The following is a 15,505-nucleotide window of genomic DNA, read 5'->3' on the forward strand; positions in this document are numbered from 1 at the left end:
ATTAGGTAAGTTAACAAAACCTTAACGCCATAGAGTGCGATTAAAGCCGTAAGTAGAATTAAAGTAATCGTTTTTTTCTTCACATTCGCGAAAAATTGACGTTCAGTTTGATTTGTCTCATCTGCATTCGTTATACCTAACCAAGATAACATTCAGCGAACCCCCATGATCATCACACTTGTAGCACTTCTCCCCCATTAATTCACGTGAATCGAGACTAGAAGTGACTGACATCTTTCCTAATTATACCATTTAGAGGATCTTACTCATAATAAATCAACACGAGCTCATCCCGTTCAATCGCTTCTTCGCAGAATCGTTTCAACAACGTCCATTTGAGCCATACATCATCGAGGCCTTCATGGTCGACGAACGCCATGTCGGCGACACCCTCTTTCGTGAACGCGTTCATCGCGTCTTTGACGATATGGAGCAGTTGCGGCGTCAAAATCCCGACGACGACCGCCTGCTTCTCGTTGACGATCAACTCTTCTCCAATGACCGCCATCTCCAAGTTATACGTGTCATCCCCATCGATATAGACTTCGATTTGCCCGAGAATTTTTTGGAACCGTTCAATGTTCGGGAGCGTCAACGTCTCATACGTGTCACGCTGTTGAGCGTGAACGTGCAACAGCCAATCTAAAATCATTTCCGGGTCTTGCCCGAACGAGACCCATACTTCTGGGGAAATGCGTATATAATGTGTCGTCTCCATGATTGAACGCCCCCCTTTTCTTCAGTTTACCCATCTTTTAGGCGCAAAAAAACCGCCTACGTGTTTTCGTAGACGGTTTGTCGCTTATGAACGAATCGTGCCTGTCTTGACTTCTTCCTCTTCTACCGTCTCCCAAGCCTCGATGTACTCGCGGCCTGGCAAGTTGTCGATCGAATCGGCGTAAAATACCGGGTCATCACCTTGACGGCGTTGCTCCAAGTAATCGTCGAGGACGAGACGAGCGACTTTCGCGAGACGGAAAATCGCATACAAGTTGACGAGCGCCATAAGGCCCATGAACACGTCCGCAATCGACCAGACGAGACCGGCCGAACGGACGGCTCCGAAGAGGACCATACCGACGACACCGATGCGGTAGAGCGTGACGTAAATCTTTTTATCCGAGATGAACTGGATGTTCGTCTCGCCGTAGTAGTAGTTTCCAAGAATCGAGCTGAACGCGAACAAGAAAATCGCGATCGTGAGGAACGATGTCGCCATCGGACCAATCTCAGCCGTAAGCGCCGCTTGTGTCAATTCAACACCTGCGAACGACTCCGATCCGGCTACACCTGACAACAAGATGATCATCGCTGTCGACGTACAGACGAGAAGCGTATCAACGAAGACGCTGAACGATTGAATCAAGCCTTGCTTGACCGGGTGCGATACTTCCGCTGTCGCCGCCGCGTTCGGGGCAGAACCCATTCCGGCTTCGTTCGAGAAGAGACCGCGACGAATTCCTTGGAGCACCATCGCTCCGATGGCACCGCCGAACAGTTGCTGCAGACCGAACACGCCTTCTGAGAAGATCAAACCGAACACTTCCGGCAATAATGATGCGTTTGAAATCATGACCCATCCTGCGAGCAAGATATAGCCACCGGCCATGACCGGGACGATGATACTCGAGAGCACGGCGATCGACTGAATCCCACCGAAGATGACGATTGCTGTGACGACGGCCAAGACGAGACCGACTGTCGTCGTGCTCACGCCGAACTGATTGCTCATCGAGAGCGAGATTGTGTTCGACTGCACCGAGTTGAAGGCGAATCCGAACGAGAACGTGATGAGAATTGCGAACAAGATCCCCAGCCAACGTTGACCGAGGGCGCGCTCCATATAGTACGCCGGGCCTCCACGCCATGTGCGTCCGTCCCGAATCTTGTAGACTTGTGCGAGCGTGCTTTCTACGAACGCCGAAGCCGATCCGATGAGGGCGATGAGCCACATCCAAAAGACGGCTCCTGGACCTCCGAGCGCGATTGCTGTCGCGACACCGGCGATGTTACCCGTTCCGACGCGGGCTGCTGTCCCGATCGCGAACGCTTGGAATGACGAGACTTGGCCTTTTTCACGTTTCATGCCGTCTTTGAACAAGAGGCGGAACATTTCAGGCAACATCCGGAACTGGACAAACCCCATCCGGACGGTGAAGTACAAACCTAAGGCGACAAGGACAACGATTAGCACTGATGACCAAAGCAAGTCGTTGGCTGATGAAACGAGACCTTCTACGAACTTCTCCATCTTTAAATCCTCCGTGTATGTATGAGTTATAAGAAAAAGTTATGTCAACTTTCTTTACATGAGTAGAATTATAGGAAAAACGTCTAAGAATTGCAATCTTTTTTCGACAAATTTCACATGAGCTGTCGAACAACAGAAAAAGCGACCGGTCAAGTGACCGATCGCCCATCCTGCATCATTTGATTAGATGAAGAGGTTCAAGTTGCCGCCTTCAGCCGCCCCGAGGTATGCTGCCACACCACCGAGATCGATGCCGTCGATCAACTCTTCTTCTTTGATTCCCATGACGTCCATCGACATCGTACAAGCGACCATTTTGACGCCTGCTTCTTGAGCCGATTTGATCATTTCGTCAAGTGATGGCACATTTTTGTCGCTCATCACTTTTTTCATCATCTTTTGACCAACTCCACCGAAGTTCATGTTCGAGAGTGGAAGTTCACCCGCATGCGATGGCATCATCATGCCGAACATCTTCTCGAGACCTTGTTTCTTCACTTCCGGTGCATCTGGCTTACGAATGACGTTGAGTCCCCAGAATGTGAAGAACATCGTCACGTCTTTGCCCATCGCCGCCGCACCTTGGGCGATGATGAACGAAGCGAGCGCGCGGTCGAGATCTCCGCTGAAGACGACCATCGATGCGCCGTCTGTCGCTGGTGCCCCTGCTTATACAGCCGCAGGACCATTACCTTTTTGAAGAATTGCTTCCACGCGACCATTCACGAACTGTTTCGAGACGAGCTTGTTGCCGGTTTTCTTAGCCCATGCTTCGATGTCTGCAAAGAAACCAGGGTCACTCGCGAGGACACGAAGCGTCTCGCCTTCACCGAGCTCGGCTACTTTTTTATTTACTTCTAAAATTGGTCCCGGGCATTGCAGACCGCATGTATCTAGGAAAATCGGTTCCCCGACTGGTTCATTTGTCATTGCTGGCGGTGCCTCCTCCGTTACTGTTGCGGCAGTCTCACTCTCTGCCTTCGTGCCTGCCTCAATGGCATCAAAATCACGTTTTACTTGTGACCATGTTTTGTAGCCACCGCTCAAGTTTTTCACCTTGAAGCCGTTTTGACGCAAGATACGGGATGCGAGATATCCGCGAAGCCCGACTTGGCACGTCACATAAATCGTTTCGTCTTTGCTGTAGTTGTCCAAATGATCGCGTAGCGAGTTGAGCGGAATGTTGATTGAACCAGGAATTTTGCCAAGTTCATGTTCTGACTCGTCACGGACGTCGAGCAATGTCGCGCCGTTTTGGACCAACTCGTCAATCTCATTCCAGTGCACGACTTCGTTATCGCCGAGGACGACGTTCGACGCGACGTAACCGATCATGTTGACTGGATCTTTCGCTGAGCTGAACGGTGGTGCGTAGCTGAGTTCAAGGTCTGGAAGGTCAAGGACCGTCAAGCCACCTTTCATCGCTGTCGCAATCACATCGATCCGTTTATCGACGCCGTTCATCCCCACGCCTTGCGCGCCGTAGATTTCACCTGTCGTCGGATGGAACAAGAGTTTGAGTGATACCGGTGTCGACCCTGGGTAATAACCCGCATGTGAACCCGGGTGCACGTGAACGGCTTCGAATTCTTTACCAGCTGCTGTTAAACGTTTTTCGTTCCAACCTGTCGAAGCAACTGTCATATCGAATACTTTGGCGATCCCAGTCCCCATCGTTCCGTTGTATTTAACGTCACGACCGTTGATGATATCGGCGACAAGACGGCCTTGGCGGTTGGCCGGCCATGCAAGCGGAACGACCGTCGGCTCTTGGAAGACATAATCGAGTACTTCAACAGCATCTCCGATCGCGTAAATGTTCGGGTCTGACGTGAGCATCTTCTCGTTGACGCGGATGGCGCCGCGGATGCCTGTTTCAAGTCCTGCTTCCGTTGCGATTGACGATTCTGGCACGACGCCGATTGACAAGACGACCATATCGGTATCGATGACGCGACCGCTCTTCAAGTGGACACGTTTCCCTTTCTCAGAGAACGAATCGACACCGTCAGAAAGCTGAAGGTCGACGCCATGGAGACGCATGTGTTCGTGAACAGGTGATACCATCTCACGATCGAGCGGTGTCATAACTTGGTCGGCCATCTCGACGAGCGTGACCTCGACGCCGCGCTCACGTAAGTTTTCAGCCATTTCGATCCCGATGAAACCACCACCGATGACTGTCGCGTGTTTCGGTGCTTTGTCGTCAACGTAGCTGCGGATTTTATCCGTATCCGGAATGTTGCGGAGCGTGAAGATGTCTTCTGCTTCTTCAATTCCAGGGATGTTCGGACGAATTGGTTTCGCTCCTGGTGACAAGACGAGTACATCGTACGACTCATCGTATGTTTCGCCCGTCTTAACGTTTTTCACCGATACCGTCTTCTCGGCACGGTTGATTTTTGTCACTTCCGTCAAGTTGCGGATGTCGAGTTGGAAACGTTTATTCATGCCCTCGACCGTTTGGACGAGCAATTTTTGACGATCTTGAATCACGTCACCAATGTAATATGGAAGACCACAGTTCGCGAACGAAATGTATTCGCCCCGGTCGAACATGACGATTTGGTTCTCTTCGTTTAAGCGACGAAGGCGTGCGGCTGCTGAAGCGCCACCGGCGACTCCACCGACGATTACGATTTTTTTACTCATTGCTCATTTCCTCCTTTGACGACTTCACCAGGCCAGCTCATCAAGCCATCTTCTATATTGATCACTTTATAACCTTTCGCTTCCATTTGCCAAGTTGCTTGCGTGCTGCGAGCACCTGAACGGCAGAGAACGATGTATTCTTCTTCAGGGTCGAGTGTCTCGATCCATTCCGAAATTTCAGATAGCGGATAATTGCTCGCGCCAGCAATGTGCGCTTCTTGGAACTCGTCACGTTCACGAACGTCGACGATGTGCACTGGTACTTCAAAATCCATTTGACGTTTTAAAGCAGATGCTTTCATGTTATTTACCCATCCTTTTAATCTACGATGTTTCACTTATTTATTCGTCACCTTGGTAGCGGGCGTCCGACGAAAGTTTGTGATTCATTGAACATATCGCTTCCACGTCATTAATATACCCCCTATGGTATTCGATTACAAGGGATTTGTTTGACGAAATGGTAAATCTTCAAAAAATCTTTATCTCAAACGTTGTGGCTCGACACATACTCCCCCACGTATTAAGATGAGACTACACAATAAATAGTTGGGTTATTGAACGATTTGAATATAGAGGTGAATCTAATGGAACAGTATCAATACGATGCGAAAGTATTGAACCGGATGAAACGAGTCGAAGGACAAATCCGGGCCATCATCCGTATGATGGAAGAAGGGAAAGAGTGCCGCGACGTCGTGACGCAGTTGAGCGCGGCTCGTTCGGCACTCGACCGTGCTTCGACCATCATCGTCGCGAAGAACTTGGAGCAGTGCATCATCACCGCCCAAGAAGATGGCGAAGATACGTCAGAAACCGTCGAAGAAGCCATCAAAATGTTGATGAAACGCTAGTTCCCCTTGCTTTCCCTCCGCAAATGGGAGAAAGTTAGAGTAACGACTTTTAAGGGGGACTTGTTTGTGAACTTCGAAGAAAAAGTAGAATCATTTAAAGCGCTCGTCGCTGAACGCAATATGACGTTCAAAGAGAGCGAGACTGAAACGCACGTCACATTCTTGACGCGTGAAACGACTAAATCCGGGGCTCAGCCCGTTATGATTATCGCCTTCAATAAAAAGACGACGGATGCGGAACTTTATGCCGCAACAGTCACACACGTGCCGGACTACGTGGAAGACCTACCGATTCTTAACGCCTTGAACGAGTTCAACCAAGAATTCAAATACTTCCGTTGCGTACTCGATAGCGACCGTGATGTCACGCTCGCCTCGACGCTCGACCTCGACCTCGGCTTCTCGCCAGAGATCATCTTGCAACATTCATTCATGATGTTCCAAGCGGCCGATGAAGTGAACGAGTACATGCAGAAGTTGTATACGCAAGTCCAATAACAAACAGCCGCCCCGGACGAATCCAGGGCGGCTGTTTTTGAATCATTCTTTCGATTGTACTCGTATAAGGAGCAAAAGGAGGAATTGCTGATGATGATACGTTACACCCTTTACCTCGAAGCACTCGAAGGAATCAGGGGAGCGACAAAGTGGTTCACTGACGATTTCCGACGTTTGATGGCTATCAACTACGCCATGCACGATACCCCGTTCGATTCGGGACGGTTCGAACACGCTCAAGCGGTTCTGAAACAGAAGACCGGCATGTTCTCGAAATTTCGCGGCAGTACTAATTTTGTCTGGCTGTCGTTTCTCGATGCCAAGTACGAAGACATCGAACCGGCCATCGACGAGGCACTCCGGCTCGATACGTTACTCGACCGGAAGCACTTCCGCTTCAGTATGTTACGGCCCTTTATCGCGAGCCAACTGATCAACGTCGATGAGCCCGAGCGCCGGCTCGATGAGGCAAGCGCACTCTATCAAACGTTCAAACGAAACCATCCTTGGCTGACGAGCGAAGAAGACCTTCTGTCTGCCCTCGTCCTCGTTCAAGCGTTTGATGACCATGTTGCGCTAAATGAACGAATCGAGACGTATTACGAAGCGTTGAAAGCCGAGTTGCCCCGCTCAAACGAGCTCCAACTCGTCTCCCATCTACTTGCTTTTAGCGACTTGCCTTCAGACGAGGTCATCAACCGCCTGCTCGAGTGGCGCACACGGCTCCAAGGACAAACAATCGCTGTCAAAAACGAGCATCTGCCAGCGCTCGCCCTCTTGGCCATCGTTGCGGCTCCGAACGACAACGACGAGCGCGACCTGATCGAAATCACGAACGCCGAGAAGGAAAAGCATCGCTGGTTCCACACCCACGCGTTGACGGTCACCCTGCAACTCGTCGCGGCAAACAACATCAAGGAAGACGCGAGCGATTTACTGTTACACGGGACGTTCGCCCACCTGCTCGCCATGCAACAGGCAGCAACGGCCGCGACGACTGTCGCCATCATCTCTAGCAGCGCTTCAAGCAATTAAAAAAAGAAGGGTCGCCCCTTCTTAAGAAAATAAATACCAGCTGAGACAACCGAGCACGAACACCGAGTTGGCGATTTCGACGATCCCGATCTTCATGATGGGGATCTTTTTGCCGTAGAACGCGACCGCCCGGACGAGACTTGGCGCGTAAGCGAGTGCCAAAACCGGATAGCCGAACGCGATGAAGATGGCGACAAGCAAGGAGTGATACCCCCATGATACGTTTCGATAAAATAGACTTTTTTTCTCTCGAATCATCGTCTTGACGAAAAAGATACTTCCGAGGAAATATAAGTACGGCAAGACGAACATCCACATCATTGTCTCGTCCAAGACCCGTGCCCCGAGATAATAACTCGCCATCCCGCCGATACAAAATGAAGTGACGGCGCTGACGTCGTTCCAGACGTTGCGCTCGTCTTTGATTTTGGCGAAATAGGCGTTGACGAGTCCGAACGGGATCATCGCGAGGACGAACCAGACGAGACGCCACTCGGACAGAAACACCGGGACGGCGGCGACGGTGGCAATCGTCAAATACGTCACGACCGTACGCAACAGTTCCTTAGACTTCTTCCGTTGCTTGATGTATTGGAACAAGAAAAACGTGCCCATATAAACGAACAACCAAGCGATCGCGAACGGGATGTGCGCGAGCGTCCACCCTCCGACGATACCGCCGAGTAAGAACGGTAAGATCAGCATCGACCAGGCGCCGTGCTGTTTTGGAATCATCCATGTCATGTGACTCCCTCCTTCTATGTTTAGTGTAGAAGAAAGATGACTGTAAAACTGTGATAAATTTTACAAAACAAAAAACGATCTCACGCGAGATCGTTTTTTGTTTTTAGTTTGGTCACACTTGGCACGGTTACTTCGACCACATCGTCCGTCAACATTTTCGTGACGACACGACCTGCGATCGAGACCGCGAGAAGCGTGTAAAGCGCGTTCGACAGCGGCAAATAGATGAGCGAGATCGCCAAAACGAGGACATCAAATATGATGAGAATCGTCCCGACCGATACGCCGGTCCATTTCGATAGGCCGAGGGCGAATAAATCGTCGCCTCCGGTCGCGCCGCCTGACTTCAAGACAAGACCGAGACCGTAACCGGTCACAATCCCGCTCGCGATGGCGGCAAACAACGTTGCCGGCCAGACTTGAATGTCGAATGTGAGTAAATCCAATCGGTCCCACATCGCATAACTGAGCGATAACGACGCGGCGGCAAGCACGGCTTGTCCGACGAAGCGCCAGCCTTTCCACCAAAGGGCGATTAAAAAGAAGGGGATATCGAGCACGATCATCGAGATCGCTGGATCGATATCAAATAAATAGCGGCCGAGCAATGCTAGCCCGACGAAGCCCCCTTCTGCCAAACCAAACTGTTCATTCAAATAATAATAACCGAACGCCATGATTAGCGTTCCGAGCACTATGGTAGCAACTCGTTTCATTCCGATTGTCCTCCCCGTTTTCAACGGAGAGGAGGATCCTCAGTCGTAGCCGCGGTTCCATCTGTTCCATCTCCGATCTTCCGTTTGTTGATTTTTACATTGATGTCGCTTGTAAAAACTCAACGCTAGAAGTCCGGCAATTGAAACAGAGGCCATGTCCTCTCGGTATCCATAAAGACCTTCCTTTCCCAAATTGCGCGTAATCATGAAACTATTTTAACACATTTTCACGACTATTTCATTAAATGTATATTTAGTGTAGATTACGTTTCGGTAAATCTTTCTTCCCGAACCACCACCAGTTCCAGTCCCCGAACATTTTCATCAAAGATGGTACGAGCAAGATGCGGATGATTGTCGCGTCGATGAAGATGGCGAGCGCGATCCCGACCCCGAGCTGTTTGATCGGACTGACGCCGGTGAAGGCGAACGCTCCCGTGACGACGATCATGATCACAGCAGCCGACGTGATGATTTTACTCGTCTTGGCGAGTCCCATCTCCGTCGCGTAGTCGTTATCCCCGGTCTCCCGATAATATTCCTCGATCCGTGATACGAGGAACACCTCATAGTCCATCGACAGGCCGAACACAAGCGAGAAGATGAACACCGGGGTTAAGATACTGATCGTCTCGGCATCATACACGTAGCCTGATTCGAAGATGATGACGAGCAGACCGAACGTCGCCCCGAGACCGAGCACGTTCATGATAATCGCCTTAATTGGAATCAAGACTGAGCGGAACGCCCACATGAGAATGACCATCGTCGCCAAGATGACAGTCACGACCGCATACGGGATGCTGTCATAAATCTCTTCATAAATTTCTTCGTTGAACGCGGCTGGTCCCCCGACGTCAAAACCGTTCTCGCGCCAATCTCGGACGAACGCCTGCGCGTCTTTATCACTTGGCGGGACGTCAAAGCTGACGTTGACGAGGGCAAGGTCTGTATTTCCTTCAAGCGTGACGAGACGTTCGAACGCCTCAAGTTGCTCTGGTGCCGCTTCAGCGAGTTGTTGGAATTCGGCTGGTTCGAGACCGGATGCCGTCAAGAACGTCGTGACGTTGTCGACAATCGGATCCTCGGATAGCTCATCAGTGAGTGCGGTCAATTCATCGAGAATCATCGAATCGGTCAAGTCATTCGTCTCAAACAAGAGCACCGCATCGGTCGACGTCTCTCCGAACACGTCGTCCCACCGCTCAAGGGCGGCCCGTGACTCGTACGAGGTCGGGAGCGCATCGGCGTCCGGGATGTTCAGTTCGAGGTCACGGACGAACCAGAGGCTTGGCAGTAGCAGCAAGAGCGCGACGAGCGTCATCGTGACGGGACGTCTCATGACGAAGCGGGCCAACTTCTGCCACCGCACTTCAGAACGTGTCTCATTCGTCTTGACGAGCCGTCCTTTATTGATCGTGTCTCCGACGATGTACAGGGCAGACGGCAACAACGTGAGCGCGGACAAGACCGCACCGGCGACGGCAATCAACGCACCGAGGGCAATCGCTTGGAACACATCGACTTGGATGAACAACAACCCAGCCAGTCCGACGAAGACGCAAAGTCCTGAGAATAGAATCGATCGTCCAGCCGTCGCGACCGTTCGGACGATGGCCGCCTCACGTGACTTCCCTTTCGCGAGCTCTTCCCGGTACCGGTTGACGAGCAATAAGGAGAAATCAATGCCGAGCGCGATGGCAATCATCGCGACCGCATTCAACACGAAAATAGACAGTTCCATCGTTTGGGCAAAGAAGAATAGCGAACCCGCTGCCACGATGAACGTGATTAAACCGACGAATAATGGCATAAATGCGGCGAGCGGCGTCCCGAAGACGAGCAAGAGCACGAGCAGCGCGACCGGGATCCCAATCAACTCGGCCCGAATCAAGTCATTCTTTGACGCCTCGTTCAAGTCATCCGCGAAGACCGGCTCTCCGGTCAATCGCACGTCTGTATCCGTATCTCGAATCAAGGCGCTGCGGACGTCTTCAATCGACGTCTCGGCCGTATCGTAGTCCTCGAACTCGAGCAATAAATAGGCGACGTCCCCATCGCGTGCCTCCGGATTCTCGGCTGGCGTGATCACGCCATCGACCCCATCGACTTCGACGAGTCGATCGCGTTGCTGCTCGATGACCATATCAAGGTCACCACCTTCCAACAAGACGATCATCGAGGCACTGGCCCGGTCGAACCGGTCGTTCAACGTATCTTCCACTTGGGCGAAGCGCCCGTCTTGAATCGCAAATCCATTGCCGCGCAGTTCACTTGGCAACTGTAATCCGAAATATACCGATACCGCGAGCAACACCGTCCAAATCAACACGACAGCGTAGCGCCATCGGACTAACGCTTGTCCTAATCGTTCCATCCCTGTCCACTCCTCTCCATCTAAGAAGACTGTTCCCGTTTTTTTCGGGATTCACCAAGTCTTCGTAAAAAAATCCTGAACCATGGTCTGGTCCAGGAGCATCAACGCTCGAACACTTGAAGCCAACTATGGCAAAAGCGGCGTGGCGTTGACAAGACGACAAGTCGGTCGCCCGGTTCGTCCAATAAGACGACTTTCAGTAATTCAGTTTCAGCACACACCTCAGACGAGAACACTTCTCGATCGCGTTCAAACAGTTGGAACGACGTCATCGATGTGATCGCGGTCGTCTCGCCGATTTGATCGACGATGGCTAGATCGCGGTCACCTCCGTATGGAATCATCCAAGACGCGCTCGACGCAACATTCTCGACTACGAACTGTTGATTCGGTTCGTCGTACAGCGTCACGAGGCCAGGTGCCGTGAATCGTTCGAAATCATAGGTCGGCTGATAGGCAAGTTCGATGATACTGCCGAATTCGGGGACCTCTTCGTAGCGGCTATACCGGAACGTGTGGTCGTTCAAGTTCAAAGCGACAATGTCTGATTCGGCCGAGTAAAGAAACAGGTCGTCTCCTGACCAGTGGTGCAGGTTACTGAACCAATCGTCATGAAACGTCCGTGGGATCGGATGACGTTCCATCGTCCCGTTTGTTAAATCCATGACTCCGTATGTCTGTAAATCCCGAAACAGCGCGACGGCTCGTCTGCCATGAGGTTCAATATATAGTGCGCACGGTGCCCATTTCCACTCGAGTTCCCATCGGATTTGGAACGTCTCGTCAAAAAACAGAAAACCGGTTTGCGCCAAATACAACATCCATCCTCCACCAACGCGCTCCAACCATTCAACCGTTTGATGAAATTGATAGTCTGCTACTTGTTTGTACATTTGATCACTTCCTAGTTTCAGCTTAGCAACGCCCCACGCATTTTTCGATTTTGAATGTGTTCACAGAACACATTCTCCATGCGCCTGATTTTTCCTGTATACTGGCATTAGCATACCCTGAATGTGAAAGGAGGAACCTCAATGCGCCCACTTCAACTCTCTCCCGAGACGGCGGTCGAGCTTGCTAAAAAGCTGAACGTTCCGCTCGAGGAGCTCATGCATATGCCAAAACACATCATCGTGAAGAAGATGATGGAACTGGAGGCAGCCAAAACTGAAACGAACGAGGAAAAGGAGACGGAATGACGTCTCCTTTTTTTTGGTTACTGCTGTTTGTTCTTGCGTTTTTTCGCGACGTACCAGAGACCAAGGATCGCAAGGGCAGCCCCGCCGGCGACCGCATATTTGCTGTAATCCGGGCGGCGTTCCGTCACGACGAGCGTCGAGAGCGGTGCGACCGTGACGTGTCGTTCTTCAAGGAGGCGCGGCGCTGTCAAATTGACGGTATGGTCTTCAACGTGGACCTCGAACTTACCGGCCGGCAACTTCACCTCGACCGCTTCCTCGAGCCCGTTATGGTAGACGAGATGACGTTCGACATACCCTTCGACGTGGCGACTCAGTTCAAAGGCGATCACCCCTTCTTCTTCATCGAAGAAGCGCAAATGTTTGCGAATCTGCTCCGTGTTCTCGAGACGGAACAACGGATATTGTTTCCGCAGACTGATCAATCCTTTCACGTATTCGACGCTCGGTGTCTCCTGCTCGGCCCGTGTCCAGTCCAAACGGTTGACGACCTCACCCGAGTTGAAGCTGTTCTCGTCCCCATTTTTTGTTCGGAAGAACTCTTGACCGCTATGCAAGAATGGGATGCCTTGACCGAGCATGACGATCGTTGTCGCGAGGCGATGCCGGCGACGACGTGTCGTCTCGTCATCGTCCGGGTTCGTGACGGCGAGCTTGTCCCAAAGCGTCAAGTTGTCATGACACTCAACGTAGTTCACGACTTGGTTCGGTTCATCGGCAAAACTCTGACTTGTCACCGCGCCGGCAATGCCGCGCTTGACGTCCGCCGTCATATCCGCGTTGCCGCTGATCCAGCCTGGCAAGTCCTCGATGAACACGTCCCCACGGACGCCGTCGCGAATCGCGTCGTTGAACTGGGCGATACGTGGCATCTTATGGGCGTTATGCTGGTTCGCTTTCTTGCGGACCGAGAGCGGCGTGTCGAGATCCCAACCTTCTCCGGTGACGAGAATCGATGGGTCGATGCGATCGAGTGCTTTCCGGACTTGGTTCATCGTCTTGACGTCATGGAGCCCCATCAAATCGAAGCGGAAGCCATCGATCATGAACTCTTTCGCCCAGTATGAGACACATTCGACGATCAACTTCCGCATCATCGCGCGCTCTGAAGCCGTATCGTTCCCACACGCCGAACCATCGGCGAGCGTTCCATCCTCGTTCAAGCGGTAATAGTAATCGGGCACAAACTGACCGAGCGGTGTCGTCAACGCATCATACGTATGGTTGAACACGACGTCCATGATGACACGAATCCCACGGTCGTGCAGTGCCTGGATCATCGCCTTCAACTCGATGATGCGAGCAGCCGGATCATCGGCAGACGAGGCGTACGAACCTTCGACGGCGAAATAATGGACCGGGTCATAACCCCAGTTATAATTCGCCTCACTCTCACGCGACTCGTTCACCGAACCGTAATCGATGAACGGCATGAGTTGGAGGTGCGTGACGCCGAGCGCGGTGATATAGTCGAGCGCGGTCGGATAGCCGTTCGGCGTTTTCGTGCCGACCTCGGTCATCCCAAGGAATTTGCCACGATGCATGACGCCGCTGTCGGGATGGCTCGTCAAATCACGGACGTGCGCTTCATAAATGACCGCCTCTTGTGAAGAGTGGAAGAGCGGACGTTCTTTGACCCAATGGTCTGGGTTGAGCGCTGACGGGTCGAGCAGACACCCGCGCTTCCCATTGACACCGACGACTTTCGCATACGGATCGAGCGACTCGACACGTTTGCCTTCGACGGTAGCTTCAAACACGTAAAAATATCCTTCGAATGAAGCGCGGTCGAGTTCAAGGACCCACGTCCCTTTCTCGGCCCGTTCGAGCTCAATCCGTTCGAACTTTCGTGCCCGCGGCGTCCGGTATAGTTTTACGGTCATCTCTTCGGCGACTGGCGACCAGACCCGCAACCGGATGATATCACCTTTAAACGTCACCCCGAGGTCTTTGCCGTGATACGCCATATGGTCTAAATCTACATTTGTCTGTTGATCGATAGTATGTTCCATCTCTTTCACTCCTTCACTACTTCAAATCTGCTATCATTATAACAAAACCCTTGTAAAGGATGGATGAAACATGGCAAAAGACAATTCTTTTGATATTGTGTCAGAAATGAACCTGGAAGAAGTGAAGAACGCGATCCAAATCGCCGAGAAAGAAATTTTAAACCGTTACGACTTTAAAGGATCGAAGAGTGAGATGTCACTCGACAACGGCGACCTCGTCCTCGTATCGGATGACGACTACAAGCTCGAGCAATTGAAGGACGTCCTGATCTCGAAATTGATCAAGCGCGGCGTGCCGACGAAAAACCTCGACTACCAAAAAATCGAGCGCGCCCTCGGTGGCACCGTCCGTCAGCGCGTCAAGTTGAAGAGCGGCATCGATAAAGACGATGCGAAAAAAATCAACAACGCCATTAAAGAATCAAAATTGAAAGTGAAGTCGCAAATCCAAGACGATCAAATCCGTGTGACGGCCAAGTCACGCGATGACCTCCAAGCCGTCATGCAGCTCGTCCGTGAGCTCGAATTGTCTGTCGATGCCCAATTTACGAACTACCGATGAAGCTCGCCATCATCAGTGACCCGCACGGTTCGTTTGATGATTTGAAGGCCGTCCTCGAGTCGGTCCGGCGTGAGACGGAGCATATCCTCTGCCTCGGCGATTTATATGAATGCCACATTGGCAAAAAGCGACGGAACGAACGGTTCCACGAAGTGTCCGACGTCGTGACGTACGATCCGGATTACGAGGCGCTGCTCACGTTCCCGAGCCTGCGTGGCAATCAAGAAGAACGGATTGACGAGGTGCTCGTCGTGTCGCATCCAGTTAAGACGCGGATTTCATTATTACCGGAACAGACGACGCTCGATGAGGCGTTGTTCTTGCATGGCCATCAATTGAATTGGAGTCCGGACTGGGAACCGATTGTCGAGAAAGGCAAGTATCCGCTCGTCTTTATCGGCCACAGCCATGTCCCGGGGATTTACCGGAAAGGCCGTTCGATTCCCTGGGAAATCGGGAAACCGTTCACATTGAAGAAAAAACGGTACGTCATCAACGTCGGCGCTGTCATCTTCGACCGGGAATGGTGTTTGTACGATACAAAAAACCGGACAGTCACACGAGTGAAGGCATAGGAAAAGGGACCCCCTCAAAAGGGTCCCTTA

14 protein-coding genes and 1 pseudogene are annotated in these 15,505 nt (G+C 51.7%); 6 read left to right on the forward strand and 9 right to left on the reverse strand.

The features are described from left to right. Positions 1–262: 262 nt before the first annotated feature. The 4 genes and pseudogenes from FED52_RS12270 to FED52_RS12285 all read right to left on the reverse strand — a co-directional run bounded on the left by FED52_RS12270 (position 263) and on the right by FED52_RS12285 (position 5,205). Positions 263–718, reverse strand: a complete 456-nt coding sequence (locus tag FED52_RS12270; protein ID WP_138860041.1) for a DUF1877 family protein — start codon at positions 716–718, stop codon at positions 263–265. A gap of 84 nt (positions 719–802) precedes the next feature. Continuing rightward, entirely contained in the window at positions 803–2,251 is a 1,449-nt protein-coding gene (locus FED52_RS12275; RefSeq protein ID WP_138860042.1) for an alanine/glycine:cation symporter family protein, read from the reverse strand. 183 nt (positions 2,252–2,434) lie between these two features. Next, positions 2,435–4,903: pseudogene (locus FED52_RS12280) on the reverse strand (CoA-disulfide reductase). Beyond that, positions 4,900–5,205 carry a rhodanese-like domain-containing protein gene (locus tag FED52_RS12285; RefSeq protein WP_138860043.1) on the reverse strand — a complete coding sequence of 102 codons (306 nt, stop codon included), beginning with the start codon at positions 5,203–5,205 and terminating at the stop codon, positions 4,900–4,902. Before FED52_RS12285 ends, FED52_RS12280 begins: the two are co-directional and overlap by 4 nt. Positions 5,206–5,490: 285 nt before the next feature. On the opposite strand from FED52_RS12285, the gene FED52_RS12290 reads away from it, so the two are divergent. The 3 genes from FED52_RS12290 (at position 5,491) to FED52_RS12300 (ending at position 7,290) form a co-directional block, all read left to right on the forward strand. Then, a complete protein-coding gene (locus tag FED52_RS12290; RefSeq protein WP_138860044.1) occupies positions 5,491–5,757 on the forward strand; it encodes a metal-sensitive transcriptional regulator in 267 nt (88 codons plus the stop codon). A gap of 66 nt (positions 5,758–5,823) precedes the next feature. After that, positions 5,824–6,255: a type III secretion system chaperone family protein gene (locus FED52_RS12295; RefSeq protein WP_016509669.1), complete on the forward strand. Its 432-nt coding sequence runs from the start codon at positions 5,824–5,826 to the stop codon at positions 6,253–6,255. A 90-nt stretch (positions 6,256–6,345) separates the two neighbouring features. Next, a complete protein-coding gene (locus tag FED52_RS12300; RefSeq protein ID WP_240731267.1) occupies positions 6,346–7,290 on the forward strand; it encodes a DUF4003 family protein in 945 nt (314 codons plus the stop codon). 21 nt (positions 7,291–7,311) lie between these two features. Here FED52_RS12300 and FED52_RS12305 read toward each other — a convergent pair whose 3' ends face one another. The 4 genes from FED52_RS12305 to FED52_RS12320 all read right to left on the reverse strand — a co-directional run bounded on the left by FED52_RS12305 (position 7,312) and on the right by FED52_RS12320 (position 12,020). After that, positions 7,312–8,034, reverse strand: a complete 723-nt coding sequence (locus FED52_RS12305; RefSeq protein ID WP_138860045.1) for a YwiC-like family protein — start codon at positions 8,032–8,034, stop codon at positions 7,312–7,314. Positions 8,035–8,114: 80 nt separating this feature from the next. After that, positions 8,115–8,750 carry a YitT family protein gene (locus FED52_RS12310; RefSeq protein ID WP_138860046.1) on the reverse strand — a complete coding sequence of 212 codons (636 nt, stop codon included), beginning with the start codon at positions 8,748–8,750 and terminating at the stop codon, positions 8,115–8,117. Between the two features lie 253 nt (positions 8,751–9,003). Beyond that, positions 9,004–11,127, reverse strand: coding sequence for an MMPL family transporter (locus FED52_RS12315; protein ID WP_138860047.1), 2,124 nt, complete (start codon positions 11,125–11,127; stop codon positions 9,004–9,006). Between the two features lie 101 nt (positions 11,128–11,228). Continuing rightward, positions 11,229–12,020, reverse strand: a complete 792-nt coding sequence (locus FED52_RS12320) for a hypothetical protein (protein ID WP_034780841.1) — start codon at positions 12,018–12,020, stop codon at positions 11,229–11,231. A gap of 141 nt (positions 12,021–12,161) precedes the next feature. Between FED52_RS12320 and FED52_RS12325 the strand changes: the two genes are divergently transcribed. Beyond that, on the forward strand, positions 12,162–12,326 hold the full coding sequence (locus FED52_RS12325) for a YycC family protein (RefSeq protein ID WP_021068148.1): 165 nt from the start codon (positions 12,162–12,164) through the stop codon (positions 12,324–12,326). 17 nt (positions 12,327–12,343) lie between these two features. On the opposite strand, the gene pulA is transcribed toward FED52_RS12325, so the two are convergent. Continuing rightward, the gene (pulA, locus tag FED52_RS12330; protein WP_138860048.1) at positions 12,344–14,338 is read right to left on the reverse strand and encodes a type I pullulanase; all 1,995 of its coding nucleotides are present in this window, start codon (positions 14,336–14,338) and stop codon (positions 12,344–12,346) included. Between the two features lie 70 nt (positions 14,339–14,408). Here pulA and FED52_RS12335 point away from each other — a divergent pair, with 70 nt between their 5' ends. Continuing rightward, positions 14,409–14,900, forward strand: a complete 492-nt coding sequence (locus FED52_RS12335; protein WP_138860049.1) for a YajQ family cyclic di-GMP-binding protein — start codon at positions 14,409–14,411, stop codon at positions 14,898–14,900. Then, the gene (locus FED52_RS12340) at positions 14,897–15,475 is read left to right on the forward strand and encodes a metallophosphoesterase family protein (RefSeq protein WP_138860050.1); all 579 of its coding nucleotides are present in this window, start codon (positions 14,897–14,899) and stop codon (positions 15,473–15,475) included. Before FED52_RS12335 ends, FED52_RS12340 begins: the two co-directional genes overlap by 4 nt. The last annotated feature ends 30 nt before the right edge of the window (positions 15,476–15,505 follow it).

Source organism: Exiguobacterium mexicanum (assembly GCF_005960665.1).
Classification (GTDB): domain Bacteria; phylum Bacillota; class Bacilli; order Exiguobacteriales; family Exiguobacteriaceae; genus Exiguobacterium; species Exiguobacterium mexicanum_A.

Excerpts from the sequence above, each read along its gene's own strand:
- FED52_RS12270 (WP_138860041.1), bottom strand. The coding sequence starts at position 718 with ATGGAGACGACACATTATATACGCATTTCCCCAGAAGTATGGGTCTCG.
- FED52_RS12275 (WP_138860042.1), bottom strand. The coding sequence starts at position 2,251 with ATGGAGAAGTTCGTAGAAGGTCTCGTTTCATCAGCCAACGACTTGCTT.
- FED52_RS12285 (WP_138860043.1), bottom strand. The coding sequence starts at position 5,205 with ATGAAAGCATCTGCTTTAAAACGTCAAATGGATTTTGAAGTACCAGTG.
- FED52_RS12290 (WP_138860044.1), top strand. The coding sequence starts at position 5,491 with ATGGAACAGTATCAATACGATGCGAAAGTATTGAACCGGATGAAACGA.
- FED52_RS12300 (WP_240731267.1), top strand. The coding sequence starts at position 6,346 with ATGATGATACGTTACACCCTTTACCTCGAAGCACTCGAAGGAATCAGG.
- FED52_RS12305 (WP_138860045.1), bottom strand. The coding sequence starts at position 8,034 with ATGACATGGATGATTCCAAAACAGCACGGCGCCTGGTCGATGCTGATC.
- FED52_RS12310 (WP_138860046.1), bottom strand. The coding sequence starts at position 8,750 with ATGAAACGAGTTGCTACCATAGTGCTCGGAACGCTAATCATGGCGTTC.
- FED52_RS12315 (WP_138860047.1), bottom strand. The coding sequence starts at position 11,127 with ATGGAACGATTAGGACAAGCGTTAGTCCGATGGCGCTACGCTGTCGTG.
- FED52_RS12320 (WP_034780841.1), bottom strand. The coding sequence starts at position 12,020 with ATGTACAAACAAGTAGCAGACTATCAATTTCATCAAACGGTTGAATGG.
- FED52_RS12325 (WP_021068148.1), top strand. The coding sequence starts at position 12,162 with ATGCGCCCACTTCAACTCTCTCCCGAGACGGCGGTCGAGCTTGCTAAA.
- pulA (WP_138860048.1), bottom strand. The coding sequence starts at position 14,338 with ATGGAACATACTATCGATCAACAGACAAATGTAGATTTAGACCATATG.
- FED52_RS12335 (WP_138860049.1), top strand. The coding sequence starts at position 14,409 with ATGGCAAAAGACAATTCTTTTGATATTGTGTCAGAAATGAACCTGGAA.
- FED52_RS12340 (WP_138860050.1), top strand. The coding sequence starts at position 14,897 with ATGAAGCTCGCCATCATCAGTGACCCGCACGGTTCGTTTGATGATTTG.